The organism is Faucicola osloensis (genome assembly GCF_020041925.1).
Lineage (GTDB): Bacteria > Pseudomonadota > Gammaproteobacteria > Pseudomonadales > Moraxellaceae > Faucicola > Faucicola osloensis_D.
Genome location: NZ_CP083409.1, coordinates 2344318 through 2369293 on the forward strand (window position 1 = coordinate 2344318; position 24976 = coordinate 2369293).

33 protein-coding genes are annotated in these 24976 nt (G+C 44.1%); 30 read left to right on the plus strand and 3 right to left on the minus strand.

Annotation, left to right across the window (positions count from 1 at the left end; genetic code table 11):
- The first annotated feature begins 113 nt into the window (after positions 1 to 113).
- From LAJ61_RS10400 to purF, 10 genes are all read left to right on the plus strand, one after another.
- Complete coding sequence (locus LAJ61_RS10400; RefSeq protein WP_224053855.1) at positions 114 to 860, plus strand: hypothetical protein; 747 nt, start codon at positions 114 to 116, stop codon at positions 858 to 860.
- A 271-nt stretch (positions 861 to 1131) separates the two neighbouring features.
- Complete coding sequence (gene tolQ / locus LAJ61_RS10405) at positions 1132 to 1860, plus strand: protein TolQ (RefSeq protein ID WP_224053856.1); 729 nt, start codon at positions 1132 to 1134, stop codon at positions 1858 to 1860.
- A 52-nt stretch (positions 1861 to 1912) separates the two neighbouring features.
- Positions 1913 to 2380: a protein TolR gene (gene tolR, locus LAJ61_RS10410; RefSeq protein WP_224053857.1), complete on the plus strand. Its 468-nt coding sequence runs from the start codon at positions 1913 to 1915 to the stop codon at positions 2378 to 2380.
- A gap of 131 nt (positions 2381 to 2511) precedes the next feature.
- Positions 2512 to 3495: a cell envelope integrity TolA family protein gene (locus LAJ61_RS10415; RefSeq protein ID WP_224053858.1), complete on the plus strand. Its 984-nt coding sequence runs from the start codon at positions 2512 to 2514 to the stop codon at positions 3493 to 3495.
- 229 nt (positions 3496 to 3724) lie between these two features.
- Complete coding sequence (locus LAJ61_RS10420) at positions 3725 to 5035, plus strand: TolB periplasmic receptor (protein WP_224053859.1); 1311 nt, start codon at positions 3725 to 3727, stop codon at positions 5033 to 5035.
- A 61-nt stretch (positions 5036 to 5096) separates the two neighbouring features.
- The gene (locus LAJ61_RS10425) at positions 5097 to 6107 is read left to right on the plus strand and encodes a hypothetical protein (RefSeq protein ID WP_224053860.1); all 1011 of its coding nucleotides are present in this window, start codon (positions 5097 to 5099) and stop codon (positions 6105 to 6107) included.
- A 74-nt stretch (positions 6108 to 6181) separates the two neighbouring features.
- A complete protein-coding gene (locus LAJ61_RS10430) occupies positions 6182 to 6694 on the plus strand; it encodes a DUF4870 family protein (protein ID WP_224053861.1) in 513 nt (170 codons plus the stop codon).
- A 271-nt stretch (positions 6695 to 6965) separates the two neighbouring features.
- A complete protein-coding gene (locus LAJ61_RS10435) occupies positions 6966 to 8009 on the plus strand; it encodes a quinone-dependent dihydroorotate dehydrogenase (protein ID WP_224053862.1) in 1044 nt (347 codons plus the stop codon).
- A gap of 24 nt (positions 8010 to 8033) precedes the next feature.
- On the plus strand, positions 8034 to 8540 hold the full coding sequence (locus tag LAJ61_RS10440) for a CvpA family protein (protein WP_224053863.1): 507 nt from the start codon (positions 8034 to 8036) through the stop codon (positions 8538 to 8540).
- Positions 8541 to 8671: 131 nt separating this feature from the next.
- Positions 8672 to 10207, plus strand: a complete 1536-nt coding sequence (gene purF / locus LAJ61_RS10445) for an amidophosphoribosyltransferase (protein ID WP_224053864.1) — start codon at positions 8672 to 8674, stop codon at positions 10205 to 10207.
- A 44-nt stretch (positions 10208 to 10251) separates the two neighbouring features.
- Here the strand turns inward: purF and LAJ61_RS10450 are convergent, their stop codons facing one another.
- The 3 genes from LAJ61_RS10450 to LAJ61_RS10460 all read right to left on the minus strand — a co-directional run bounded on the left by LAJ61_RS10450 (position 10252) and on the right by LAJ61_RS10460 (position 12149).
- Entirely contained in the window at positions 10252 to 10638 is a 387-nt protein-coding gene (locus LAJ61_RS10450; protein WP_224053865.1) for an AzlD domain-containing protein, read from the minus strand.
- Between the two features lie 61 nt (positions 10639 to 10699).
- On the minus strand, positions 10700 to 11101 hold the full coding sequence (locus tag LAJ61_RS10455; RefSeq protein WP_224054858.1) for an AzlC family ABC transporter permease: 402 nt from the start codon (positions 11099 to 11101) through the stop codon (positions 10700 to 10702).
- 331 nt (positions 11102 to 11432) lie between these two features.
- Positions 11433 to 12149, minus strand: coding sequence for an XRE family transcriptional regulator (locus tag LAJ61_RS10460; RefSeq protein WP_224053866.1), 717 nt, complete (start codon positions 12147 to 12149; stop codon positions 11433 to 11435).
- Positions 12150 to 12366: 217 nt separating this feature from the next.
- Between LAJ61_RS10460 and LAJ61_RS10465 the strand changes: the two genes are divergently transcribed.
- From LAJ61_RS10465 to LAJ61_RS10560, 20 genes are all read left to right on the plus strand, one after another.
- Positions 12367 to 12600: a helix-turn-helix domain-containing protein gene (locus tag LAJ61_RS10465; protein ID WP_224053867.1), complete on the plus strand. Its 234-nt coding sequence runs from the start codon at positions 12367 to 12369 to the stop codon at positions 12598 to 12600.
- 29 nt (positions 12601 to 12629) lie between these two features.
- Positions 12630 to 14639 carry a Mu transposase C-terminal domain-containing protein gene (locus LAJ61_RS10470; protein WP_224053868.1) on the plus strand — a complete coding sequence of 670 codons (2010 nt, stop codon included), beginning with the start codon at positions 12630 to 12632 and terminating at the stop codon, positions 14637 to 14639.
- Between the two features lie 54 nt (positions 14640 to 14693).
- Complete coding sequence (locus LAJ61_RS10475; protein ID WP_224053869.1) at positions 14694 to 15569, plus strand: AAA family ATPase; 876 nt, start codon at positions 14694 to 14696, stop codon at positions 15567 to 15569.
- Between the two features lie 11 nt (positions 15570 to 15580).
- Entirely contained in the window at positions 15581 to 15979 is a 399-nt protein-coding gene (locus LAJ61_RS10480; RefSeq protein ID WP_224053870.1) for a hypothetical protein, read from the plus strand.
- A gap of 92 nt (positions 15980 to 16071) precedes the next feature.
- Positions 16072 to 16539: a gp16 family protein gene (locus tag LAJ61_RS10485; protein ID WP_224053871.1), complete on the plus strand. Its 468-nt coding sequence runs from the start codon at positions 16072 to 16074 to the stop codon at positions 16537 to 16539.
- Entirely contained in the window at positions 16532 to 17038 is a 507-nt protein-coding gene (locus LAJ61_RS10490) for a Mor transcription activator family protein (RefSeq protein WP_224053872.1), read from the plus strand. Before LAJ61_RS10485 ends, LAJ61_RS10490 begins: the two co-directional genes overlap by 8 nt.
- 24 nt (positions 17039 to 17062) lie before the next feature.
- Positions 17063 to 17401: a hypothetical protein gene (locus LAJ61_RS10495; protein WP_224053873.1), complete on the plus strand. Its 339-nt coding sequence runs from the start codon at positions 17063 to 17065 to the stop codon at positions 17399 to 17401.
- A 7-nt stretch (positions 17402 to 17408) separates the two neighbouring features.
- Positions 17409 to 17966 (plus strand): hypothetical protein, encoded by a 558-nt coding sequence (locus LAJ61_RS10500; RefSeq protein ID WP_224053874.1) that lies wholly within the window; start codon positions 17409 to 17411, stop codon positions 17964 to 17966.
- 14 nt (positions 17967 to 17980) lie between these two features.
- On the plus strand, positions 17981 to 18496 hold the full coding sequence (locus tag LAJ61_RS10505; protein ID WP_224053875.1) for a host-nuclease inhibitor Gam family protein: 516 nt from the start codon (positions 17981 to 17983) through the stop codon (positions 18494 to 18496).
- Positions 18496 to 18756 carry a hypothetical protein gene (locus tag LAJ61_RS10510; RefSeq protein WP_224053876.1) on the plus strand — a complete coding sequence of 87 codons (261 nt, stop codon included), beginning with the start codon at positions 18496 to 18498 and terminating at the stop codon, positions 18754 to 18756. Before LAJ61_RS10505 ends, LAJ61_RS10510 begins: the two co-directional genes overlap by 1 nt.
- Before the next feature lie 69 nt (positions 18757 to 18825).
- Positions 18826 to 19122: an HU family DNA-binding protein gene (locus LAJ61_RS10515; RefSeq protein WP_224054859.1), complete on the plus strand. Its 297-nt coding sequence runs from the start codon at positions 18826 to 18828 to the stop codon at positions 19120 to 19122.
- 123 nt (positions 19123 to 19245) lie between these two features.
- Positions 19246 to 19551 (plus strand): hypothetical protein, encoded by a 306-nt coding sequence (locus LAJ61_RS10520; protein ID WP_224053877.1) that lies wholly within the window; start codon positions 19246 to 19248, stop codon positions 19549 to 19551.
- Positions 19552 to 19557: 6 nt separating this feature from the next.
- Positions 19558 to 19860, plus strand: coding sequence for a hypothetical protein (locus tag LAJ61_RS10525; protein ID WP_224053878.1), 303 nt, complete (start codon positions 19558 to 19560; stop codon positions 19858 to 19860).
- 84 nt (positions 19861 to 19944) lie between these two features.
- Positions 19945 to 20439 carry a M15 family metallopeptidase domain-containing protein gene (locus LAJ61_RS10530; RefSeq protein ID WP_224053879.1) on the plus strand — a complete coding sequence of 165 codons (495 nt, stop codon included), beginning with the start codon at positions 19945 to 19947 and terminating at the stop codon, positions 20437 to 20439.
- A gap of 10 nt (positions 20440 to 20449) precedes the next feature.
- On the plus strand, positions 20450 to 20680 hold the full coding sequence (locus LAJ61_RS10535; protein ID WP_224053880.1) for a DUF7940 domain-containing protein: 231 nt from the start codon (positions 20450 to 20452) through the stop codon (positions 20678 to 20680).
- A complete protein-coding gene (locus LAJ61_RS10540; RefSeq protein ID WP_224053881.1) occupies positions 20673 to 20876 on the plus strand; it encodes a TraR/DksA C4-type zinc finger protein in 204 nt (67 codons plus the stop codon). The genes LAJ61_RS10535 and LAJ61_RS10540 overlap by 8 nt, the downstream gene beginning before the upstream one ends.
- The gene (locus LAJ61_RS10545) at positions 20873 to 21160 is read left to right on the plus strand and encodes a hypothetical protein (RefSeq protein WP_224053882.1); all 288 of its coding nucleotides are present in this window, start codon (positions 20873 to 20875) and stop codon (positions 21158 to 21160) included. The genes LAJ61_RS10540 and LAJ61_RS10545 overlap by 4 nt, the downstream gene beginning before the upstream one ends.
- A gap of 26 nt (positions 21161 to 21186) precedes the next feature.
- Positions 21187 to 21687, plus strand: a complete 501-nt coding sequence (locus tag LAJ61_RS10550; RefSeq protein WP_224053883.1) for a DUF1804 family protein — start codon at positions 21187 to 21189, stop codon at positions 21685 to 21687.
- A gap of 102 nt (positions 21688 to 21789) precedes the next feature.
- Positions 21790 to 23436 carry a phage terminase large subunit gene (gene terL / locus LAJ61_RS10555; protein WP_224053884.1) on the plus strand — a complete coding sequence of 549 codons (1647 nt, stop codon included), beginning with the start codon at positions 21790 to 21792 and terminating at the stop codon, positions 23434 to 23436.
- Between the two features lie 2 nt (positions 23437 to 23438).
- Positions 23439 to 24968, plus strand: a complete 1530-nt coding sequence (locus LAJ61_RS10560; protein ID WP_224053885.1) for a phage portal protein family protein — start codon at positions 23439 to 23441, stop codon at positions 24966 to 24968.
- The last annotated feature ends 8 nt before the right edge of the window (positions 24969 to 24976 follow it).

A 24976-nucleotide genomic window follows, 5' to 3' on the forward strand; every position in this document is an offset into this window, starting at 1 on the left:
TTTTGGATGAATCATTGCATTTCACCATGTAATGATTTTTTTTGGCTCAAATGCATGAAAAAAGTTTTATAATGAAGCAATTGTGATAAACCAATCAGTTAAAAGGAAATCGCTTGCTAGTCACTCAAACGGATGCTAATACACAAACTATCGATTCAACGCTCGATAATCAAACTAGAACTAAAAACAATACAATCATAGACTTGCTTGCACTTATTACCGATACCATGCCGCAGTGGAAAGTGCATCGGTGTCAAGTGACGGATGGGATTATCTCACAGCACCTGCCTATGAAATTTATTTACCATTATGAGTATTTATCCGACCTGCTCAAACTGCAACATCCATTAAATGGTCAATTGCTAGCAAGCTTTGATCAATTGCTGACGCGAGAACAATTTGCGCAAATGCTTGGCATTCATCCCAACCAAGTAGTCAATCCTTGGCAAATAAAGTTTGTTGGCAAATTGGTGGTGTTTTACCAACAACCTGATATTGCCTTGCGTTTGCATTGGGTGAATACTAGCAAAACATTTGAGCCTATCTACCTCTCATCAAAATTATCTAAAACAGAAGCTTTGCCCTATGCGATTGATAATGCTTTTACCAATTGGCAGATTACCGGAGTAGAAATTATTCAAAAAAATCCGCAGGTTGAGCTTGTGTATGACAGTGATGAAACCAATGGCACCCAATCCATTTTGCCTTCCACCCAATTTGTACCCGTGCCTACGCCGTTAGCCCATTGGATGATGGCATATTTTCAGTCGCATCCTATCATTGCCAATGAGTGGTTGGCGCTAATCAAATCAGAAGCGCAATCTTATGCCCAAACACAGCAGTTTATTGCCGAGCCATGACTTTTATGCGTATCTTTTTAGCCTTAGTTTTTAGTCGTAGCAGCCATGCCATTATCAATACTAGCAAAGTCCCAAAATTTTTATACGATTAGCAAATGTTATTGGTTACAATATGCTTATGTTAATTCTAGTGCTCGACCTTATAATTGCACTAGTTTTTGGTTTTAATCGGGTATGGTTGGTAGGCTGTTGACAAGCTGTCATCAAAATATTTAGTGATTTATATTTAAATTTATATTTAGTGATTTGGATGGTTGGGGAAGCATAACTTATGGAAGGCTCGATTGATCTCGTCAGTTTGGTGACGCATGCCAGTATTTTCGTCAAAATTATCATGGGCATTTTATTATTTGCTTCTTTGTTGTGTTGGGTCACTATTTTTCGTTTAAGCAGTCGTTTGGCAATTGCCACGCGCGCCGATAATTATTTTGAGAAAACCTTTTGGTCAGGGGTTGAATTGCCAACCCTATACAAAGGTGTTCAAGGCAATCCTGATAGAAGTGGACTTGAGCAAATCTTTTTTATTGGCTTTAGTGAGTTTTTAAAACTGCTCAAAAACACCCAAGCCCGTAGTGAAATCATTGAAGGTGTCGAGCGCAAACTTCGCGTTGGCTTGGGTCGTCAACAACTCGAGCTTGAGCAAGGGTTGCCGTTACTAGCCAGTATTGCTTCGGTCTCGCCTTATATCGGTCTGCTTGGTACGGTTTGGGGGATTATGACGGCTTTTATGGGCTTATCGACTTCTTCGCAAGCCACACTGGCTGCGGTTGCGCCTGGTATTGCCGAAGCCTTGATTGCCACGGCGCTCGGTTTGTTTGCTGCGATTCCAGCAGCATTGGCTTTCAACCACTTTACCGCAAAAAACGATAAAGTTTATCAAAGTCGTAGCCTGTTCTGTGATGAGATGATAGGCATGTTGTTGCGACAAACTGTGGATACGGCTAGCAACTTACCGACGGGGATGAATTCACCTGCCATGATGTCACCGCTAGCTAGATAAACGCTAAATGCTAAATGAATGTTAGATAAATTTTCTTGAATAACTTGACACTATGAAAGCAAACCCTTACAGCCGTAACCGTCCTCAAAAACTCAATGCAGGTATGAATGTGGTGCCTTACATTGACGTTATGTTGGTGCTGCTTGTTATATTTATGGTGACCGCGCCCATGCTAACAACGGGAGTAGATATTGATTTGCCAAAAGCGCAAACAAAATCACTGCAGCAAGGCACGCAGTTACCGGTGATTGTGTCACTAAAATCTGATGGGCAACTATATTTAAGTACCCAAGACAAAACCGATGAGCCAATGAGCGAAGCGGCACTAATCGCGACTTTGAATAATTTACAATCTCAGCCTCAATACCAGTTCGATGGAAAGCCCAATTTCAATGTGATGATTAATGCCGATCAAAATAACCAATATGGGGATATTATCCAATTGATGGCAAACTTGCAGCAAGCGGGCATTCAAAAGGTTGGCTTGTTAACGGCACCGCCAAAACCAGCCAGCAAGTAGCCTTTTAATCAAGTGGCTTTTAATGAAGTAGTTTTTTAATAAAGTAGCTTTTTAATGAAGTAGCTTTCTAATACGGTGAGCTTTTAATTTTTGGTTGAACATTTTTGCTAGAATAAGGAAATACTGAGACGATGTATGCTGAAGTGACCTCAGTCTATGTACCCGTCAAAACACCCGATTACCCGGTATGGGCGATTGTGCTCAGTGCCATTGCCCATGCGTTGGTGGTTGGGTTATTGTTTTTCTTTTATCATAACACCCCGCCAGCGCCCATGGAAACGTCGTTGATTACCCCTGAGCAGTTGTCGGCAATGGAAGGGCAAATCAAAGCCAACCAACAAAATGCGCTTGCGCTAAACCAAGCCACGGATGGCGAGATAGCTGGTGCGCCCAAACCGTCTTTAAACTCCCAAACCCTATCAACTGTGCCAATGAACCCGCCCCCTTCGACTTCAACCAATCAAATTGAAACGGTGAAAGATAATTTGGCCGCCAAGCAGGCGCAATGGGAAAAAGAGCAGGCGCTATTTGCTGAAAAGTTAGATCGGGAAGTAGCAGCTGAAAGACAGAGTGTGATTGATGAATTAAACCAGCGCAATGAAACCCAGCAGCGAAATCTGCAAGATTATAAAATTGCCGAAAGCAATATTGATGAGGTAAAAAACGAAATACGCGCCAACAATGCCGCCTATAATAAAAATCTCAATGCCAATAGCGAGCGGCAAAGTGACAATAGTATCAAGTCACTGGATTTGGGTAAAGATGGTCAATCTACAGGTGCAGGGCAATCCTCTTCTCAAAACAGTGCAAGCCGCGGCAGCGGTGCGTCAGGTGGCTCAAAAAGTAGTTATATCAATGCAATTTACTCTAAAATTTATAACAATTGGGATATTCCAAAAGGCAGTAAAGGCAAAAAATTAACGGCTAACATCAAAATCTCACCTTCAGGTAGTGTTCAATCAATAAATTTTGTAGGAAATGGTGATGCTGTATTCGAAAACAGCCTTAGAGATGCTATTAACCGTTCTAATCCCTTACCCATGCCTGAAGATGCAAGTTTTTATCATAGTTTTGGTGGTAATATATCTTTAAATTTCAAAGGCGAAAAAAACTGATGTATCTTATTCTAACCTGTTAAACACCTATTAAATTTTGGCTCAAGCAAGAAAAGTGCACTACAAGAGAAGAGATAGGGTGCGTTTTACGCACTACTTATGCGAGGGTGTTAAAGGTGGGTGAAACGTACCCTACGATTGAACAATCTCGTTAGCCTAATTTTTAAACTGCTACCAAATTTTTAATTAATAAATTCACACTAATGATTTTATAATGGATTAGATTACTATGACTTTTTTTAAGAATTTCTTGATTCCTGCCTTACTAGTATTGCCAACATTATCCACAACTTGTTATGCTCAATCCCCATTAGTTATTGATATTGTTAAAAAATCTGATAATGCGTTGACTCAAATCGCCATTGTGCCGTTTGCAGGGGCAGAGAGTATCTCGGGCATCATCACCAATGATTTGACCAATTTGGGGCAATTTACTTTAGATAGCAAGTTGCCAGAGCAGCCTCACAGTAGTGGCGAGGTCACCTTGCCTGTTTGGCAGCACCAAGCAGTGCCTTATTTGGTGGTTGGCAATACGCGCAGCAATCGTGGCAATATTGAGATTAATTTTGAAGTGATTAATGTGGCGACAGGCGAGGTGATGCAGGGTCTGCAAACCGTCACCAGCAAAAATAACTCGCAAAGTTTGCGTATGGCAGGGCATAAGGTTGCTGACCGTATCTATGAGATATTGACAGGCATCAAAGGCGATTTTTCTGGGCGCATTGCGTATGTGGTGGAAACAGGGAAGCCCAAAAACCGTGTGTCACGTTTGGTCATTTCTGATGTGGATGGGTTTAACCCAAAAGTGATTTATGAGTTTAACGGTACCATTAAAACCCTAAACACCTCTGCTGACAATCAAACTTTCACTTTCCAAGTTCAGCCCGACACGCTAGGCTATCCGCAGGTCATGTCTGCCAATATTGTCAGTGGGGCAGTCAGCAATTTGACGAATTTTAAAGCCATGAACTATGGCGCGTCCGTGAGTAAAGATGGTCGTGTGATATTTAGTAGCAGTTTTGAGAACGGCATACCGCAGATTTATTTGGCGCAAGGTGGCAATTCTCGTCGCTTGACCAATGACCCTGTGGGGGCTATCTATCCTAGTTGGGCGCCTGATGGGCAATCATTTGTCTATACGTCAGATAGAGCCGGAGGCAAAAAAGGCGGTAATAAAGGTCAAATTTATCTCTACAATCTGGCAACCGGTAGTGAGCAGCGCTTGACGGGCGGCAGACTGAGCAGCATGGGGCGCATCAGCAATGATGGTAAAAAAATGTCCTATTTGTCAGGTGCCAATCAAGGCGTGGTGATGGATCTGGGTTCGCGCTCGGTAACCGCTGTGAATAACGTTGGCTTAAGTGAAGCCCCAGGGGTCTCACCCAATGGACAACACTATATTTATTCCAATAAAAATGTCATTACCATTGTCTCCAATGGCAAATCCATCAGCATTAGCCCTTCCCAAAATGGCGTACCCAATGGCTTAATTTATGGACCACTTTGGCTCAATCCAGACGCCAATAATGTTTTGCCTTAATCAAGCCACAAATAACATGAAGCATGTTTATCAGTTATCACGGTTATGGTGCGCCGCTGTTATGGCAATTGTCATGGCGATGACAGGCTGTCAGACTATGGGCTTGCCATCAACAAACATATCTAACACCATCCTGCAAAGTTCGTCCTCACTGCCCAGAGTCATAGCGACTGCGCCAACCAATTTGCCGCACATGGATGCTAACCAGCTGCCAGGCAAGTTAATTTTTATTTATTTAACCGGATTTGGGGAAAATCGCCAAGCGCAGCTGATTGAAACCCAAATCGATGGCAGCGACCCAAAGACTTTGTATAAGGTCAATGGGACGATAATGAGCTTATCCGCCAGTCGCTTAGGCGACCGCCTGATTTTTACGGTTCAAGCAGGCAAAAGTTATCCTAAAGTTGTTATCCTTGATAGAGCGACTTTGCAAGTCACTGATGTTTCTGGGGTTTCTGAAGTGTCGGGGGTTTCTGCCAAACGCACCCATAATTTTAGTGGGGCAATCTCCCCCGATGGACGCCAATTGTTACTAGCAAATAGCCAAATGGGCAATCCAGAGATTTTTTTGACCGATAGCAGCGGCAATATAAAACAACAATTGACCCATCAACCAGCGATTGATTTAGCCCCTGTGTGGCTGCCAGATGGTCAATCCTTTATATTTACGTCAGATAAAGCCAAATTTTTACAACCGCAACTTTATCAATACTATTTTGCAAAACAACAATTTTTGCCTTTAAACTTGCCTGGTAAAACCAATGCCATCGCTCGGGTTAGTCCCTCGGGGCGTTTGATCACTTATGTCAGCGATAATAGCCAAGGCAGGCTCGCAGATATGGCAACCAAAAAAAGCAGCGCTATCAATGATGAAGGATTGGCTGAACCTGCTAACTTTTCACCCGATGGCAACTATTTGTTGTATTCGGCAAAAAACCGCATAAAAATCATCCCAGTACCAAGCTTTGAGCCATTGGCACCACAGCAATCCCCTGTTAGCTGGACGATCGAGTTTGCCGATAGCAATCACCAACCATTTACCATTCGAGAACCAGTTTGGGTAGCACCCTAAAGTCCATAACAATCAATTGAAATTCTACTGTATGACCCGATAAAAAAAGTAATAATCATTGATGGAAAATTATAATGAACCTAGAAAAACCAACAGATTCTCACACACCTGACTCAGCCAACCCACAATTTGGTAGTGGGGTGAATGGTTATCCATCAGCGTTACCGCAATACACACAGCTTAGTCAAAACTTACCAGTGACCCAAAGCCAAATCAGTTATAACCACATTACTTATGCGTTGGCGCTGTTTAGTTATTTTACCGCGGGACTGACTTGGATTATTCCGATTGTGATGAATTATTTAAAGCGCGATGAGGCTAGAAACACGTGGCTTTATAGTCACTTTGATTGGCAAATCAAAACGTTTTGGTACAGTATATTTTTTTGGGTGATTGGTTTTGTCATGGTGATTTTTGCAACGGGTGGGCTATTTTTTGGCGCTGCCGTTGATAGCAATCATACGATGGGTGGTAGCTTTATTGTCGGTGCTTTAGGCGGCTTGATAATCGTCGCCACAGTCTTATGGCATCTGTATCGCATTATTCGCGGTTGGATTGCCTTGTCTAATGGTCGAGCCGTGCCTTAGCCTTCGATTAAAAGACGTTAAAAGCTAAAACCTGCAATCGATAAGCCGAGTTAATAGCTGCTATAGTAGTTACTATAGCGGTGAAGGCAAAGAAAATTGCAGGTGTTTATTTAGCGTCAACACTGATATAATAGCTTTTCTGATTTTGACGAGATAGTCATCGCACAGCGCGTTAACGGGTGCTATCTCTCAAGCTAAATAGGTTAGTTCTGCTTGTATAAAGGGCAGAGTCAATTAGATTCACCCATGCAATGTGAGTGCTTATTCAACTATGTATGCCTTTCTTCGTCCGTTCTTATTTAACACCGATCCTGAAAAAGCCCACGAAATCACGTTATCGTTACTCGAAAAATCGCAAAAATTTGGGATGCTCGGGTTTTTGTACGGTAAACAAGAATTAACAACCGAATGTATGGGGTTAACCTTTACCAATCCGGTTGGTTTGGCAGCAGGGCTTGATAAAAACGGCGAATATATCGATGCGTTAGCGGCGTTGGGTTTTGGCTACATCGAAATTGGTACGATTACCCCAAAACCACAGCCTGGCAATGACAAACCCCGTCTATTTCGTATCAAAGAAGCCCATGCCATTATCAATCGCATGGGATTTAACAATAAAGGCGTCGATTATCTCATTGAGCAAGTCAAGCGTGCAAAATATCAAGGCATTTTGGGTATTAACATTGGCAAAAATGCCAGCACGCCGGTTGAAAATGCCCTAGATGACTATATTTATTGTCTAGAGCGAGTGTATCCTTACGCGTCTTATATTACGGTGAATATTTCCTCTCCCAATACCAAAAACCTGCGTGACCTGCAAAGTGGTGATGCGCTCACGGCGCTGCTTGATGGTATCAAATCACGCCACAGCCAACTCGCTACCCAACATCAGTATTATGTACCATTAGTGCTGAAAGTTGCCCCAGATTTGGAAGAAGACCAAATTGATTATATTGCCAAAGAATTGGTGCGTTTTGATATTGATGGGCTGATTACTACCAATACCACCTTAAGCCGTAATGGGGTAGAAGATTACAAAACCAGTCAAGAAGCAGGCGGGCTATCAGGTCGACCACTCAGTCACCGTAGTACCCAAGTCCTTGAGCAGTTTGCTGAACGCTTACCGAGCTCAGTTGCACTTATTGGCGTAGGCGGCATTGACAATGGTCAACGTGCGGTTAAAAAGATTGAAGCAGGTGCGGATTTGATTCAGCTCTATAGTGGTTTGATTTATGAAGGACCAGAGCTCATCCAAACCTGTGTTGAAGCCATTGACGGTTATCGTCTAAGCCAACATTCACCCGCTACTTTGTAAATCCCATGATACGAGCTTGACCCGATGACTTTGTTAGATATGGTAGTGTTGTTTGTATTGTTTATTGGGTTGTGGCAGGGATTTAATAATGGCTTGATGCGCTCACTGGTGGGCATGTTTGGTTGGCTATTGGCGCTGCTGCTAGCCAGTTATTTGGCAAAACCTTTAGCCCCGTTTTTTGTTTCGCTGACGGGCCCAACCGGCCTTAGTATCATTGCGGCATTTTTGGCAATTGGCTTATTTGTCATCGTGGGACTGCAAATCGTATTATGGGTGATGAGTAAAACCTTGCAGGGGCTTCGGCTGAGCATCCTAGATAAATTGGCAGGCGCAGGGTTTGGCTTGGTCAAAAATTTGGTCATTGTGTTGATGGTGCTGAGTTTACTGGCGCCTTTTGTCAGTCAACGTGACTTTTGGCAGCAGTCTAAGTTTGCCAATGCGCTACTGCCACTGGCACCTTTTGCCAAACAAATCACCCAACAGCTTGCTACCACGCTCGGTAAAACCGCTGCCGATAAAATGGATCAATAGTGGGGCAAATGGGTTAATAGCATTGGTAAGTTTGACTGACGGCTAAAGTATTGTCAGCCGGCAAAAAAGGTAGTTTCATTCAATTTTCATCAGGTCTTAGAGCCATCCGTGAAAAACCAAAGGGGTAAAATATGTGTGGAGTTGTCGGTATAGCCGCTCACAGTGAGGTTAATCAAATGCTATACGATGCGCTGACTATGCTGCAGCATCGTGGGCAAGATGCCGCAGGTATTGTGACATGTCAAGATGGCCGTCTGTTTTTGCGTAAAGAAAATGGCATGGTGCGCGATGTGTTTATGACACGTCATATGATGCGTCTTGTCGGTCATCAAGGCATCGGACATGTGCGTTACCCAACAGCTGGTACGTCTAGCAGTGCGGAAGCGCAGCCTTTTTATGTCAATTCACCGTATGGTATTACCTTAGCGCACAATGGTAATTTGACCAATGCCGAAGAGATTGCCAAAGAACTGTTTATGGAAGATATGCGCCATATAAACACCGATTCTGATTCAGAAGTCTTGCTCAATGTGCTAGCGCATGAAATGCAAAAACTCGGAATCCAGCATCCAAGCCCCGATGATATTTTTGAAGCGATGACATCCGTCTACAAACGTATCGAAGGCGCGTATGCGGTGGTCGCCATGATTACGGGCTATGGTATTTTGGCATTTCGTGACCCCAATGGCATTCGTCCGCTGATTTTTGGTCAACGATTAGCGGAAAATGGCGGCTTTGAATATATGGTGGCATCTGAGTCAGTTGCGTTAACCGCATTGGGTTTTGATATCGTTCGAGATGTGAAGCCCGGTGAAGCAATTTTTATCGATGAAAACAATAACTTCTTTAGTCGCCAATGTGTCGAAGCCAAAGAGTTTAGACCTTGTATTTTTGAATACGTCTATTTTGCCCGCCCAGATTCGATTATTGATAATATTTCTGTTTATAAAGCCCGTATGCGTATGGGCGAGACTTTGGCGCAGAAAATCATCAAAGAATGGGGCGAAGATCACGGGATTGATGTGGTTATTCCTATTCCCGATACTTCACGTACTTCTGCGATGGAGCTTGCCCAGCATTTAGGCGTAAAATACCGTGAAGGCTTTATGAAAAACCGTTATATCGGTCGCACCTTTATTATGCCAGGTCAACAGCAGCGCAAAAAATCGGTACGTCAAAAATTAAGCGCGGTGCCTTTTGAATTTAGAAATAAAAACGTATTGTTGGTCGATGATTCAATTGTACGTGGCACGACTTGCCACGAGATTATCCAAATGGCACGGGATGCAGGCGCCAATAATGTGTATTTTGCCAGTGCCGCGCCACCGGTCAAATATCCCAATGTGTATGGTATTGACATGCCAGCGCGCAATGAGCTGATTGCCTCAGGTCATAGTGTGGAAGAAGTGTGTAAAATCATCGGCGCCGATCGTTTAATATTCCAAGATTTGGATGATTTGATTGAAGCGGTACAAGACAAACACAGCGATGCCAAAAAATTTGATTGCTCAGTATTTGACGGCAAATACATCGCCGGTGGTATTGATGAGGACTATTTGGATGAATTGCAGCGTAAACGCAGTGATAAAGCCAAACAGAAAAAATCTGGGATACAAGATGTGGCTGATACGCCTGTGGATATCGTCGGGGTGCAAACTGAGGTATAAGTTATCCTTCATAAAAAAAGCCCAAGTCGGGCTTTTTTTTATGGCTATCGAAACCCTATCAGATTTAGTAGCCATAAAAACCCATTAAGGCTAGCAATCCCTACTAGCATACTTAGCAGTAATTGTTTTTTCCAATGATAGCTGAGCAACACCACTAGAAGCGCTAATATCTCTGCCACAAGTAATGGCGATAAGCCCAGACTCATACTCATAGCGTTGGGCATAGGCTTGGGCTGCTGCTGCCAATGCAAGGAAGTTAAAATCAACAGCGTCATCACGGATAATGGCAATGCTTTATTCACCGCGAGCAACAAGGGCGCATCTAATAATCGCTTTGGCAAAATTATCGGGGTGATGCGGGTGAGAAAAGTCACCAAAGCCATGGCAAAAGTAGCGGCGATTAAATAAACGTTATCAGGTGGTGTGTTCATAATATTCTAACGATTAATGGATAAATTTTTTGGCGGTTGAGCTGTCAGGTAGCTTGAACTATCAGATAGCTTGCTGATGAGTGGATTTATTGCTCATAAAAAAGTGGATGATAATGAGTCCCAAACTCCCGCAAATCGCTGATAGTAGCAACCAATCGGATGTAAAATAAAACGCCGCTATAAATGCAATGATGGCGATGAAGATGGGGTAATACGCCTTGACCGCTTTAAACTGCTCGTAAGCTAAAATAGCAAATAAGCACACTAACGCGAAATCCAAATGTGGCACCCAATCATTGAGACCTGCACCCAGCAAAATCCCCAATATGGTACCGATAACCCAATAACACTGATTGAGTAAACTCACAGGTAGTATCAGTCTTTGGCGTTCATTTTCATGAATGGTGGTTAATAGGGAAAAAGTTTCATCGGTTAACGCAAACAAGCAATAAAATCGACTGATAGGATTGGTTGTGTGGGGGAGTGATTAATTGTGCATAGGGTTATTGTTGAGAAAGATAATCTGAAACATGGACAGTATAAGGGATAGAGACAAAAACGGCAAAATTTTATGCACAAATGAAAATGCAAAAAAATGGTGAAAAGTGATATAAAAATGGCGTTTATTTGTGCATAAATGAATGAAGTTTGAGTGGCGTTTAAATGGTGTTTAAATGTTTAAGAAGAAGGCAGTCCGAAATGGGCTGCCTTTTTTTGTGGCTGGGGTTTGATATCGATACGTTTACCGAGCATGACCAGTACTGACCATGACCTACCCCAGTCGCTAAGTGCAACTAGTGGATGATGTGGCTTATCTCGATGACTTCGCCGCAGACTTCAAACTGCCCAGATGCTAGGTAGGCTTTATCCAAGTCGAATGGCTCGTATATGGTGTTGTCACTGATGATACGCAGTCCGCCTGTGGGTATCCATTGGGTACGCTTGACGTAGATGCGGTCATCAAGTCGCAAGACATAGATGTTGCCATCGTGGGCTTGATTTTTGGCGAGGTTGACGAGCATACATGAGCCATTGGGGATGGTTGGGTACATACTGTCACCGGAGTTGCAGACCACGGCTAGGTTATATGGGTCTAAGTTTTTGCTTTTGAGCCAGTCGCGGCGGTAGGCAACGTGTTTGATGGGTTCGGTGACGCCCTGTGAGAATAGCCCATTGCCTGCTGATACTTCAATGTCGTACATAGGAATTAGGACAAACTCTTCATTGAAGATGACGTGTTTGGCAGGTGCTTCGAGTGATGGGTTGGTGGCAGGCGCAGGTGCTTGGGCGGTGCTGTCCCCTTCCCCAAAGATAAGCCATTGGGGGCTGACTTTGTAGAGCTGTGCAAGTTTGGCTAACTTTTCTAATGATGGCTCGGTTTGACCAATTTCCCATTGCTGAAGGGTCGAACGTGACATTTCAATTTCTGGAAGTGCGATTACATGGTCTCTTGATAATCCAACTTTTTCTCTAGCTTCTCTTAATCTTTGACCAATTTCTTTTCTGTTCATGATAGCGACCGATAGAATAGTTAATCGTTTCTAACTGTTTTATTTCGGGTTGTTTTATATTTTCAAAACAGTTTATTTAATTACTTTAATAATCAACAAGTTACCGATTTTTAAATTATTTAACTTAAATTTTAACTATTTTGACTGATAAAACAGTTTACACCAACCGATAGAATAGTTATACTGTGTGCAAGTGATAAGCAAAAGGAGTCACTAAATGCACACAAACGAAAGCGAAAAAAAACAGCCAAGTGACTGGCATGATGCAGACATTATTGCGGGGCTAAAAAAAGCTGGCACAAATATGTCGGCGCTGTCAGTAGCAAATGGCTATACCCGTAACGGTTTACGCAATGCGCTATACCGTAAATACCCAAAGGCTGAACGAATTATTGCGGGGGCAATAGGCGTAAATCCTGAAGATATTTGGCCAAGTCGTTATGCGTCTTAGTTCTTTAATCAGAAAAATGGTTATTTAAGATGAAAGAATGGTTATCAGCACAAGATTTGACCGATTTACAATTATCCAGTTTACCAAAGTCTAAATCAAATGTCATTAATCGTGCTAAAAAAGAAAACTGGTTAAACAGAAAAAGAGTTGGCAAAGGCGGTGGCGTTGAGTATGCCTTTGATGGGTTGCCCAAAGACGCGCAAGCCGAAATCAAAGCCTTGCAAGTCAAAGCTGAGATGAAAGCCTTGACCGCCAAGGTCGATACCTCCGCTAGCCGTGCCGTCGCCCTACTCGAACGTGATACTAGCGAGTTGACCCATGCCCAACGGGAAACCGCAGATGCTCGCTTACTGATGACCCTATTGGTTGCCCAGTATGAAAGTAAAGCTGGTGGCCGTAGTAAGGCGGTGGCGTTGGTTAGTCAGTTATCCCGTGAAGGTGCGTTGCCAAATGACGAAAACGCTTTTAACGGTCAGGGGGTGGACTATAACCAAATCTGTGTGACCGCTGTGGCGAAAGCTAAAGCCAAATCCGGTATCAGGGGCGTCGGAACTCGAAAACTGCATGAATGGTGTTTGCTGGCGGATAAGTGTGAGACCGGTGAAGACCGTCTTAAGGTGCTTGCGCCACAAAAGCAAGGTCAGCCTGTGGTATCAACAACCCGTATGGAATGGTTGCCTGATTTTATGGCGATTTACCGCAGTCCAAAAGGCTATCACGTGGCCGAAGCCTATCGAATTTTTGCAGTTGGCTATGAAGTCAAGCATGGGGCAGAGAATGTACCACATATCGATGTGGTGTATCGAGCGCTGGATAAGTTGCCGCGCTTGGTCCGTGAGTCGGGTCGTGTGACAGGGTCGAAACTGAAAACCTTGATGACGTATGTGAAGCGTGACTGGAATACCAGTTGGTTTAATAACAATGATGTGTGGGTCGGTGATGGCAAGTCTATGGAATTTAAGGTGAAACACCCTGAACATGGACAGCCATTTACCCCAGAGTTGACGATCATCATGGACACGACGTGTCGGTTTGTGGTCGGTTGGTCGGTGGCGTATGCCGAATCTACCCTTGCGGTGGCAGATGCCCTGCGTGATGGCATGGTGAAACATGGCATCCCCGCCATCTACTACTCGGATAACGGTAGCGGTCAGACCAATAAGGCGCTTGATGCGGATTTGATGGGGATTTTGCCCCGTTTGGGTGTCCATCATGAAACGGGTATTCCCGGTAATCCGCAAGGGCGTGGGATTATTGAGCGGTTTAACAAGGTGGTACCGCGTTGGATTGCTCAGCAGTTTGAAACTTACTGGGGTCAAGGGGCGGATGATGAAACGGTGCGAAAAAATTTGTATGCGGTTACCAGTTTTGCTAAGGCGGAAAAGGAAGGACGTACCGAACTTACGCCCATTCAAAAGAAAGGTCAAAAAATCTATCCCACTTGGAAACAGTTTATTGATGTGGTCGAGCAAGCGGTTGCGTACTACAACAACGAATGGGAACACAGTGAGCTTGGTACAACGCCTGCGGCATACCGTGAGGCACTGATGAACAAGATGGCAAAAGATGGCGTTGATATTATCCCGCTCACTGAAGTTGAAGCCCGTGATATGTTCCGCCCACACTTTGTCCGTAAGGTACAACGCGGTTGGTTGTCGGTACTCAATAATGAATATTGGCATAAAGCCCTTGAGGCTTTGGACGGTGTGGAGGTAGTGGCGTATGTAGATATTCATGATGCGTCAAGCGTGATTATCCGCCACGGCGATGGTCGCTATGTGTGTGATGCCCTGCTCGATGGCAATAAACGCGATGCCTTCCCCAAAACGCTGGTGGAGCAAAGCCGTGAAGCCCGTGCCAATCGTCGTGTTAAGAAATTGCAAGATGAAATCGCTAAGGCAGAAGCTGAAAAACGCCCTGCGATTGACGCTGAAAAGACTTCTTTGCTTAATGCGTTGGCGGTTGGGTCGGATGTAAAAGCGACTGATGATTTAATCCTGCACGAATGGCGTGCCAAAGCAATCAAAACAATCAACTAAAACCTTAACAACAACGTAAAAACCGCCACGGGAATGGCGGTTAGGGAGAAAAAAATGAGTGCTGAACTCTTACAAAACTATATCACCCAAACGGGCATCAGTCAATCGAAGGTCGCCCCACTGGTTGGCGTATCGACTGCGACGATTAGCCAATATCTCAAAGGCGAATATAAAGGCGATGTGGCAGCAGTAGATAAAAAAGTGGCTGAAATGCTCGACCGCCAAGCCGACAAGGCAAAAGACGTGAAATCGGATTTTGTGGAAACACCTACCGCCAAAGATATTTTTGATGTGTGTGCGATGGCGCACAGCATGGCAGATATTAATCTTGTCATCGGTGAGGCAGGACTGGGTAAGACGGTCACGCTAAAACAGTATGCTAAAACCGTGGATAACGTGATTTTGGTGGAAGTAACGCCGACCTATAGTCCAAAAGTGATGTTGGTTGAGTTGTGTAACCGCTTGGGTATCGTGCCAAGTCGTAGCAACCATGACAACGAAGTCAGCATTGTGGAGAAACTTAAAGGCTCGGACAAGTTACTCATCATCGACGAGGCGGAATTGCTGGCTTATAAGTCGCTTGAGATTATCCGCCGTATTCATGACATGGCAAAAATTGGGGTGGTTTTGGCTGGTATGCCCCGTCTGCGTGCCAATCTGCGTGGCAAAAAAGGCGAATACAAGCAGCTTTATAGCCGTATTGGCTTTGTGGGTGATTTGTCTGACCGTCTGCCTGAGCAGGACATCGGGCTACTAAGTCAAGCGACTATTGGGACGGATGCGTTCAACGCCAAACTGTATGAAGCCTGTCATGGCAATGCTCGCCGCCTAAACAAGCTATTGCGTGGGGTGAATCGCTTATCCAAGTTAAATAATCGTCCGATTGATGAAGCGATGATTAATAAATTTACGCAGATGTTGATTGACTGATGGAGGCTGTTATGAGTTTGGAAAAACAACTGGGCAAAGGCTATGAAGAACGGCTACTGAATTACCTACTGCACCGCCGTGAAAACTATGTGCTTGAAGTGAATTTGCGACATATCGCAAAGGCGTTTGGGTGGACAGGCAAATCCAAGTTTGTTCGCCAAGCACTTGAGCAGCTGGCAAGCCAAGGTAAGGTTAAAAAGGTGGTGTATCAAACAGGCATCGTGCAATGGTCGATTGCTGATGTGCAAGTGGTGCTAACGGTGAGTGATGACACGGCGCAATGGCAGGAGCGATATGCCGTCCCTGCTTGGCATGATGTGCAGGTCTGGGCGCAAGAAACGATTGATAGCTTTAATCGCATGATATGCGGTGGCATGAATCGAAAATTGATTAAAGCGGAGGTGTTGTAACGGTGGGGAAACCCACTCTGCTACAGATTTTATTTTTCGCTAAATGTTCTCCCTGAGCATTTAGCTAAAAGTGAAATTAAAGGATGACCGACATGGCACAGTCAAAAAAGCCAATAGCGCCAAAGAAAAAAGCCCTACTCGCCAAAATCCATATCGCCAAAAAAGATTTGGGCTTGGATGACGGTACTTACCGTGATGTGCTAAGCCGTATCACTGGCAAAGATAGCAGTAGCAAAATGCTGATTAGTGAGCTTGAGCGCGTCATCTACGAGTTTGGCAATCTTGGTTGGAAGCCATCGGCAGCCGCTAAATCCAAACACGGTAAAAAGCCCAAGGTCAGCACTGGCAAGCCAAGTCGCCAAGCGGTTATGGATAAGATTGAAGCGATGCTTACCGACATGGGGCTACATTGGAACTATGCCCACAGTATCGCTCGCGGGATGCACAAAAAAGAGAAACTGGACTTTTGCACGGATGAAGAACTACACAAGGTGATGCAAGGGTTGGCGGTCTATCAAAACCGCCAACGCAAAAAAGCAAAACAGGAAGGCAATGAATAAAAACCATACCATCACCCAAGTCATTAGCGACAAATTAAGCGATGACGAGCTGGCGGCACTATTACCGCCGCAAGTGGTAGATATTGCTCAGTTTATTGGCTATTCAAAAGCATTGCTATTGGTCAAGGGCATGGGTGGTGTGGATTTTGCGGTACCAAGAGGACTGACCAAAAATCGCTCGGAGCGAGAACAACGATTGATTGATGCCATTGGTGTTGAGTCAGCCAAGCAGTTTATGGCGGTATTTGGGGGTGCGAGGCTGTATGTCCCCCGCTGTGAGCAACTGCTGCGTGAGCTGCGTAATCGTAAGTTTTGCGAATGTATTGATAGTGCTGTCGATGGTGGTATGACCCAGACCAAAGCCGTACAAAAGTTTGCCTACGAATTTGGGATGACGGAGCGTAACGGCTACAAAGTGCTGAAACGTCATCGTATCGGCTTAATAGTAAGGAATTTTAACCAGTCTGATGACAGGCAGCTAAGTATGTTTGATGACTAATTTTGAAAGCAACGGGAGAAAACAATGAGCGTAGATATGAAAATAGACTGGACAGAACTGGCAGAAGACCTTGCTGAAGGTCAAAAGGCAATGGAAAAGGCAGGGTTTGATATGGGTCGTGGTCGCACAGTTGAAGGACATGCGATGGAATTACCGCCAAGACCTTTTCTGAATCGTGATGGTCGCAGTATCGACGACTGGTTAAAAATGCAGAATTTAAACCATACCATGCAGTACCAAGATGATTTAATCCGTCAATTAATGGCACGTCAAGACCGTCAAGGCAAATGGATTGCGTTTTTGCTGCTGGCTTGGGTGTTTAGTGTGGTGTTTATGTGGTTTGGCGTACTGGTGACGGTGTGAGGTGGGTATGAAAACCAAATGCCCTAACTGTGGTTATCAAAGCGACATTGACGGTCTTATCCGCCTGATGTCTGGCGGTGAAGCCTTTATCACTGCCTTTGATGTACCGTGCGAACTGAAACAGCCATTGCTGAAATACTTGGGATTGTTTCGCAACCCAACAGGTCATGATCTGACTTGGGACAAGCTTACCAAAATCATTGGCGAATTAGTCCCTGCGATCCGTGCAAAGAAAGTCACTTTTAATAAGCAAGTGTTTGATGCGCCAAAAGAAGCGTTTATTTGGGGCATTGAGCAAGTGATGAAGCAGTTTGGCGAAGGCAAGCTGACATTGCCACTGAAAAATCATCACTACCTATTTGCGGTGATGCAAAGTTTTGATATCCGCAAAGATGTCAATCCTAACCAAGCGGCAACATTGGGTGAATTTGTCGCCTTTAACGGGGTGAAAAAGCCTGTATTTGCTGGGCGTACCCAGCAAGAAACTTGGGATATCGTAAACCAAGCACGAGAACCTGGGGAGTCCCTAGATGAAACATATGAACGTATCAAATCCAACTACTAACAAGGAGCAGCCAAATGGCTAAAAAAGCAAAAATCAAAGCAGTCGCCACTATCATCGCTTGTCAGAGCCTTGAGCAAGTACAAGACTTTATCCGTCATATCGGCGACAAAAATCGTGAGGTACTGCGACTGCAAGCTAAGATGAATGACGAAGTGGCAGCCATTACCAACGGCTACACGGAATCTATCAATGGGCTAAAGCAAGAAATTGAGCAGATGACAGGGGCGGTGGAAATTTGGTGCGCTGCCAATCGTACAAAAATCCTAGAAAAAGGACTGAAAACGGCAAACCTAATCACCGGTGAAGTCTCTTGGCGGTTTAGCCCACCGAGTGTGAGCCTGCGTAAGATTGAAGATGTATTGGCAAGTTTCAAAGAAAAGGGTTTGACCCAGTTTATCCGCATCAAAGAAGAGGTGAATAAAGAAGCTATTTTGGCTGACCCACTAGCAGTAAAGGATGTGGCAGGTGTGACTATCAAAAGCGGTCAAGAATTTTTTGAAATCAAGCCGTTTGAAGTTGAGGTGAAGTGATGGGAACGATTGCAAGCCTAACCACGACTGCCAACCAAATCACAAAACTGTTGGAATTGGCGGTTGAACCATTGAATGAAAAATTAAAAGAGACTGGCTACAAGGTTATCTTTCGGCTAGCAAGACGTGGGCGTGAAAATCTGATGGAGGCATTCTTAGATAATAAAGGGTGGCGAACACCAGTAACCTTGAATGATGACGATTTAACAAAGCTGCTTACCCTGAACCCAGACGATATCGTCAAATATTTGAAGTCTTAACCTAAAGCTACCTCAATTTGATGTGACAAAACCGGAAATGCAACACCGCCGCCAGTCGGTCACTGGCAAATCAAACCTAAAAAGGAAAATAGTATGAACAAATCTGAACTTATCGCCAAAATCGCTGAGAAAAGCGGACTTAATCAAAAAGATGCGGGTAAAGCATTGGATGGGTTGACGCAAGCAGTCTCTGACGCATTGGCAAATGGCGAAAATGTGACATTGGTTGGCTTTGGTACCTTCTCGGTCAAAGAACGTGCCGCTCGCACGGGACGTAATCCACAGACTGGTGAAGAAATCCAAATCGCGGCTTCAAAAGCGCCAAGTTTTAAGGCAGGCAAAGCGTTTAAAGATGCTGTGAAATAGCGTTTAAACCCGTTTAAATCAATAAAAAAGACCAGTTTTTAATTGGTCTTTTTTGTTTTATACTAACATTAGGCAATGTAAAGTTAGGTATATTTTCAATAATTGTTTTCGTTGGAGTCATAAATGTCTAATGCTGTTAATCATGTAGTCAGAATGGGTAAAGCTGTCAATTTCACTTATACAATTGCCTATCAAGAAAAATCTCTTACAGAAGAGCGTAGTGTCTTAATAGATAAAAATATAGATTTAAATAATGAAGATGATCTTGAAAAAGTTAGACATATTATTGAAGATTTGATTATAAAAGAAATACCAGAGAAGTTTTTAAATGTTAAATTCAATAATGATGCTGAGAATAATATTAGTATAAATTTTTATATTACAGAGGTTAGTGATATCAGTGTTGATTTTAATTTGCTAAAAAAGTAACGAAATATGGATAAAATTTTATTTGAATTAGAGATGTTTTGTGAAATAGCTGACCGTAAAAAGTCAATTTTGATTATACCAGCTATTTGGCTAGTATTTGGCATGGTTGTCATTATGCTTTATTTAAGAATAATTGAGTTTATATATGATAACCAAGATGTCCCATTTATGAAACCGTTTGCAGATATAGCTCTTAGTCATCCGCTAGCAGTCTATGTTGCGATTGTATGCATATTTTTCTATACGACTTTTGATTTGATGGTATTTCTATATAAAAAAGAAAAACGTCGGCTTTACAAAATTTTTTAAGGCTGAACCACTGAACTCAATCATCTAACCCACGAATAGCCAAACTGCCAAAATGCTCATAAATTCCTTTATGAGCATTTTTTTATGGCAACTTTTTCAGACCTTAGCAAACAACGTATGGATGGCTTACATCCTACACTGCAAAAAATCCTTAATCGTGCCATCACCATCAGTCCACAAGATTTTATGGTGCTTGAAGGCGTGCGAAGTGATGAACAATGCTACATCAACTATGGCAAAGGTCGAACCGTTGCCCAGTGCACAGCAAAAGGCGTCCCTGCTAGATATGCTAAACCATCATTAGCCAAGGTGACTTGGCTCAATAATCCACTGTCATCCAAGCATCGCAAACAAAAAGATGGTTATGGTCATGCGGTTGACCTTGTGCCTTATCCTGTTGATTGGAATGACTTAGCTAAATTTGACACCATCGCCAAAGCTATGTTTGAAGCCCAAAAGCAATTGAAAGCTGAAGGCGCTATCCCTGCATCAATGTATCTGCGTTGGGGTGCAAACTGGGATGGCGATGGCAACTATCGTGAAAAAGGCGAAACTGACAGCCCGCATTTTGAAATCTAAGGGGGGAAACATGAAATTTGAACTTGTACCGAAATGGCAAACAGGCTGGAAATGGTTTAGTAACTGGGCATTTATGCTGATTATGTTTTTGGCAACTGTACCCGTGCCCCCTGAAGTCATTGCCTTGTTGCCGCCTACTGTCCAAAAGCACTTAATCGCAATCGTGGCTATCTGTGGTTTGATTTTACGCTTTGTCAAACAAGCACCACCCAAGACTTTTGAGGTGGAAAAGAATGGGTGACATTATTGACCGTGCCAACCTTGAGACGGACGCCTGGACAGCCGAGCGCATCCGTCAAACGACCAAAGGGCAAACACCCAATGATATCAGCGACTGCATAGTATGTGGCGAACCGATTGGCGAAAAACGTAAGCAAGCCCTACCGTGGGCAGTGCGCTGCATAAATTGCCAGACAGCAAAGGAAGGCAAAAAATGAACGATGCAATGATGGTGCTAATTATTAGTACCGTGGTCGGTCTGATCAGTACGATTTTTTGGCGCTGGGTTAGCACAGTCAGTGATGGCAGTAAAGACAACACCAAAAAGGTTGATGATCTACGCACTGATTTGACCAGTTTTAAGCTTGAAGTGAGCCAAAACTATCAAAGCAAGGCAGATGCTCACCGTGATATGCAAACCATCATGGATGGCTTAAAAGAAATTAAGGTCGAAGTCAAAGAAGTGGGCAATAAACTCGACAAAAAAGCAGATAAGACGTAAGGCACTATTTAAAAAGGCAACTAGCAATGGCACACGACAAAGACAAAAAACAAACGGTACGCAAGATGTATGTCTTTGATGGCATTAGCCTGACGACCTGTGCCGTGATGGCTGAAATCAGCTACTCCACTGTTCAACGATGGAAAAATGATGCCAAAAAAGCAGGTGATGACTGGGATGCGGTGCGAGCGGCTCATACTTTGGCAGGTGGCGACTTGGAGGACATTAGCCGTCAAATCATGACCGAGTTTGTCATTGCTTATAAAGCCCAGATGGAAAAACTCAATTTTGATGAAACATTGACTGCCAAGCAACGGGTCGAGATGTTGGCGTCACTGGCGGACAGTTATGTTAAGACCGTGGCTGCAAACAAAAAGACTATGCCGCAAACCAGTAAGCTTGCGGTTGCTTTCGAAGTACTGGATAAGTTCAAAGATTATGTGATGCAAAACGCCCCAGAAATCGCCCCAAAGTTTGCTGAAATGCTTGTACCGTTTGGTGAGCAAATGGAAAAAGAGTTGAAATAAGCCATCTAAGCGATGGTAAATAATCTCAAGTACGAAAAAGCTATGTCTTTGACTTTCTAAACCATCTATGCGATGGATAATCTAAATTATAACGGGTCAAAAGTGAAATCTAAAGAATTTTTAACCAGTCTTACCAAACTTGCCGAATCGCTACGCCAAACGATTGAAGCGAGTTTCACGGGTTGGGATGATAACCCCAATTCGATAGCCGAGCGTCGAGCAAACGTCTTTGACCCAGTGGGTGGCTTTAAATACTTTCTTGCGCATTACGTCCCGCACTATATCCGCAATCCGGAACTGTCGGAACTGCATAAGTACCTGCATAAAGTACTGCCTGAAGTGGCAAGCAACCCCGAAAGTTGTCTGGAGGCCATCGCTGCCCCCCGTGGTGAAGCCAAATCAACCATTGTCAGCCAGTTATACACGATTTGGCGGATTATCACCGCAAAAACCCATTATACGCTGATTGTGATGGACAGTATCGACCAAGCCTACCCCATGCTAGAGGCAATCAAAGCCGAACTGGATAGCAACCCGCGTATCAAAATCGACTTTCCCGAAGTCTTTGGGCAAGGTCGAGTGTGGCAAGCAGGGTCAATCATCACCGCCAATAACATCAAAGTACAAGTCGCTGGCGCTGGTAAAAAACTCCGTGGTTTGCGTCATGGGGCATATCGTCCTGACCTTGTGGTACTGGATGATATCGAAAATGATGAAAATGTGCGAAGCCCCGAACAGCGGGACAAACTGCATACTTGGCTAAAAAAGACCATCATGCCATTGGGTGCCGCGGGGGAAAAGCTTGACATTATTTATATCGGTACGATTTTGCATCATGATAGTGTGCTGAATCGCACGTTGGATAATCCTGCTTGGCGGTCGGCTCGGTTTAAAGCCATTCTCAAATTCCCCGATAACATGGCATTGTGGGATGAATGGGAGGCGCTATTTAAAGCCAAGCGCCTTGATGAAGCTGAAGCCTTTTATCAAAAAAACAAGAAGAAAATGGATAAAGGGGCGATTGTCTCATGGAAAGCCCGTCCGATTATCGTCTTGATGAAAATCCGTGCCCGTGATGGACATGATGCGTTTGATAGCGAATATCAAAATGACCCGACGGCTGGCGAAAATGCGCCATTTGCCAACTCAATCCATTATTGGCATGAACTGCCAAGTAATTTGATGATATTTGGGGCGATTGACCCATCGCTGGGCAAACAAGGCAAAAAGCGTGACCCTAGTGCGATCGTCATCGGTGGCTATCATCGGGAAACGGGTAAACTATACATCTTGGTAGCGGATATCAAAAAACGCCTACCTGATAGGATTATATCGGACATCATCCACTATCAACGCAAATATAGCTGCCTTGTTTGGGCGGTGGAATCTGTGCAATTCCAAGAGTTTTTCCGCACTGAATTAATTAAACGCTCGGCAGCGGCACATATCCATGTGCCTGCCATGCCCGTTGTACCCCATAGTGACAAGCTATTGCGGATTGAAACGCTACAGCCACACATGAGTAATGGCTATCTATTACTGCATACCGAACAAAGTACCTTGATTGATGAGTTTAAACATTTCCCTAAAGGTGAGCATGATGACGGTGCTGATGCGACTGAAATGTGCTGGAAGCTGGCTACGACCTATATGCAAAGTAGCCAAATGACGGACATCAATATACCAGAGCCGAGTATGTACCAAATGAATATGGGTAATTTTGGCTCATTTAATAGTTGGATGAATTAAAAATGGCAAAAAAGAAACAACAGATTGACCAAAACACGATTGTCGTGGCGTTTGATTCGGCAATGGACACGTTTACCCAAGCGTCGAGTACCGACCAATTGCTTGCTGAAACCGGCAAAAGCCGTCAGCAGCTGCTTGATACGGTCACTCGTGATGATGAGGTCGAAGGCTGCCGTGAAGACCTGCGTACCGCTATTTTGGCAGAGCCGTGGCGTCTGTATGCGTTTGATGACAGCGTGCCTGAAGCGACCATCAATATACTGTACACGTTGGTGCGAAAATTTAGCAAAGAGTTTGCTGAGCTTGCAATCCTTGCCAAGTTTGGCGGCTATATGGTTGCTGAATACGTGTTTAAAAAAGAGCCAAATGGATTTTTGACCCTAGATAAAATCCTATCAAAAGATGGCGAACTGGATAAGTACGTGCCACAGCGTGACGGTGAGATGTTATACAAAGGTGAGATGGATGAAATCGCTATCGACCAAACGCTCAAGTACCTGGTATTAAAATCCAAAGCCACGCCTGCCAATCCAGCCGGTGAGCTGATGATTATCCGTATCTATCCAGCGGTTGCTCTGCGTAACCGTGACTGGGCGTATGCGGGGCAGTTTATCGCCCGCTATGCGGTACCTTACATTGTAGGTAAGCAAGGCGGCTATACCGACGTCAAAGTATTTACCAATTCGCTTTTTGGGTTTTTGAATGGCGGTGCAACAGGCATCGGTAAAGATGACGATATTCAAATGCACCAGTTAAGCGGTGACGGATCAGCATTTGAAATTTTTGAGCGCATGGCGAACCGTCGCATCCAAAAGCTACTACTGGGGCGGGTAAAAACCAGTGAACTGACTGGTGGCAGTCGCTCGGCTCAAGAAACTGACGATAAGGTACGTGAAGACCGTGTCAGTGCCTATCTTGACCTGATGACCGAAGGCATCCAGCACGCGATTAATGCGATTATTGCGGTAAATAGCCTCTGGGGTGTGCCTATCAATGCCCCGCAAGGAATTTGGTTTGAGTACTTATCCAAAAATCCACCGAATAAAATCTTGGCGGAAGTGGTCAAAATCTATAGCGAAACCGGCAGCGTTCGCATGACCAAGGCATTCTTTACCGATGTGGTCGGTTGGGATGAGAAGCATTTTGAGATGGTTGAGCAACCTGACGCAAGTGGTCAGCAGCTATCGCAATCGCCCCATGCGACACAGCCTACCACGTTGCCACACCCGACTGCCCCAACGAGTCAGCCAGACGGCCATGTTGATTTGGGTAATCAGCAATTCGTATTTGCTGAAAAGCCTGTGGAAGACCCAATGCCAACAGACATGGAAACCAAAATCGGCAAGTCAAAATTGAGCGCTATCTTGTCTATCTTAAATGACAGTGACGATTATCAGCAGTTTAGCCAAAGCTTGAATAATTTGACCTTGCCCGATGGTGGCATGGCGGAAGATTTGGCGGATAAAACGACGGATAGTTACCTGAAGGGACTGGATGGTCATGTGAATGAAAATGGCGAAAATCAGTTATAAGGTGTGTT

What these genes read in the sequence shown, in the direction of transcription:
- tolQ (WP_224053856.1), top strand. Translation starts at nt 1,132, where the DNA reads ATGGAAGGCTCGATTGATCTCGTCAGTTTGGTGACGCATGCCAGTATT.
- tolR (WP_224053857.1), top strand. Translation starts at nt 1,913, where the DNA reads ATGAAAGCAAACCCTTACAGCCGTAACCGTCCTCAAAAACTCAATGCA.
- LAJ61_RS10415 (WP_224053858.1), top strand. Translation starts at nt 2,512, where the DNA reads ATGTATGCTGAAGTGACCTCAGTCTATGTACCCGTCAAAACACCCGAT.
- LAJ61_RS10420 (WP_224053859.1), top strand. Translation starts at nt 3,725, where the DNA reads ATGACTTTTTTTAAGAATTTCTTGATTCCTGCCTTACTAGTATTGCCA.
- LAJ61_RS10425 (WP_224053860.1), top strand. Translation starts at nt 5,097, where the DNA reads ATGGCAATTGTCATGGCGATGACAGGCTGTCAGACTATGGGCTTGCCA.
- LAJ61_RS10430 (WP_224053861.1), top strand. Translation starts at nt 6,182, where the DNA reads ATGAACCTAGAAAAACCAACAGATTCTCACACACCTGACTCAGCCAAC.
- LAJ61_RS10435 (WP_224053862.1), top strand. Translation starts at nt 6,966, where the DNA reads ATGTATGCCTTTCTTCGTCCGTTCTTATTTAACACCGATCCTGAAAAA.
- LAJ61_RS10440 (WP_224053863.1), top strand. Translation starts at nt 8,034, where the DNA reads ATGACTTTGTTAGATATGGTAGTGTTGTTTGTATTGTTTATTGGGTTG.
- purF (WP_224053864.1), top strand. Translation starts at nt 8,672, where the DNA reads ATGTGTGGAGTTGTCGGTATAGCCGCTCACAGTGAGGTTAATCAAATG.
- LAJ61_RS10450 (WP_224053865.1), bottom strand. Translation starts at nt 10,638, where the DNA reads ATGAACACACCACCTGATAACGTTTATTTAATCGCCGCTACTTTTGCC.
- LAJ61_RS10460 (WP_224053866.1), bottom strand. Translation starts at nt 12,149, where the DNA reads ATGAACAGAAAAGAAATTGGTCAAAGATTAAGAGAAGCTAGAGAAAAA.
- LAJ61_RS10465 (WP_224053867.1), top strand. Translation starts at nt 12,367, where the DNA reads ATGCACACAAACGAAAGCGAAAAAAAACAGCCAAGTGACTGGCATGAT.
- LAJ61_RS10470 (WP_224053868.1), top strand. Translation starts at nt 12,630, where the DNA reads ATGAAAGAATGGTTATCAGCACAAGATTTGACCGATTTACAATTATCC.
- LAJ61_RS10475 (WP_224053869.1), top strand. Translation starts at nt 14,694, where the DNA reads ATGAGTGCTGAACTCTTACAAAACTATATCACCCAAACGGGCATCAGT.
- LAJ61_RS10480 (WP_224053870.1), top strand. Translation starts at nt 15,581, where the DNA reads ATGAGTTTGGAAAAACAACTGGGCAAAGGCTATGAAGAACGGCTACTG.
- LAJ61_RS10485 (WP_224053871.1), top strand. Translation starts at nt 16,072, where the DNA reads ATGGCACAGTCAAAAAAGCCAATAGCGCCAAAGAAAAAAGCCCTACTC.
- LAJ61_RS10490 (WP_224053872.1), top strand. Translation starts at nt 16,532, where the DNA reads ATGAATAAAAACCATACCATCACCCAAGTCATTAGCGACAAATTAAGC.
- LAJ61_RS10495 (WP_224053873.1), top strand. Translation starts at nt 17,063, where the DNA reads ATGAGCGTAGATATGAAAATAGACTGGACAGAACTGGCAGAAGACCTT.
- LAJ61_RS10500 (WP_224053874.1), top strand. Translation starts at nt 17,409, where the DNA reads ATGAAAACCAAATGCCCTAACTGTGGTTATCAAAGCGACATTGACGGT.
- LAJ61_RS10505 (WP_224053875.1), top strand. Translation starts at nt 17,981, where the DNA reads ATGGCTAAAAAAGCAAAAATCAAAGCAGTCGCCACTATCATCGCTTGT.
- LAJ61_RS10510 (WP_224053876.1), top strand. Translation starts at nt 18,496, where the DNA reads ATGGGAACGATTGCAAGCCTAACCACGACTGCCAACCAAATCACAAAA.
- LAJ61_RS10520 (WP_224053877.1), top strand. Translation starts at nt 19,246, where the DNA reads ATGTCTAATGCTGTTAATCATGTAGTCAGAATGGGTAAAGCTGTCAAT.
- LAJ61_RS10525 (WP_224053878.1), top strand. Translation starts at nt 19,558, where the DNA reads ATGGATAAAATTTTATTTGAATTAGAGATGTTTTGTGAAATAGCTGAC.
- LAJ61_RS10530 (WP_224053879.1), top strand. Translation starts at nt 19,945, where the DNA reads ATGGCAACTTTTTCAGACCTTAGCAAACAACGTATGGATGGCTTACAT.
- LAJ61_RS10535 (WP_224053880.1), top strand. Translation starts at nt 20,450, where the DNA reads ATGAAATTTGAACTTGTACCGAAATGGCAAACAGGCTGGAAATGGTTT.
- LAJ61_RS10540 (WP_224053881.1), top strand. Translation starts at nt 20,673, where the DNA reads ATGGGTGACATTATTGACCGTGCCAACCTTGAGACGGACGCCTGGACA.
- LAJ61_RS10545 (WP_224053882.1), top strand. Translation starts at nt 20,873, where the DNA reads ATGAACGATGCAATGATGGTGCTAATTATTAGTACCGTGGTCGGTCTG.
- LAJ61_RS10550 (WP_224053883.1), top strand. Translation starts at nt 21,187, where the DNA reads ATGGCACACGACAAAGACAAAAAACAAACGGTACGCAAGATGTATGTC.
- LAJ61_RS10560 (WP_224053885.1), top strand. Translation starts at nt 23,439, where the DNA reads ATGGCAAAAAAGAAACAACAGATTGACCAAAACACGATTGTCGTGGCG.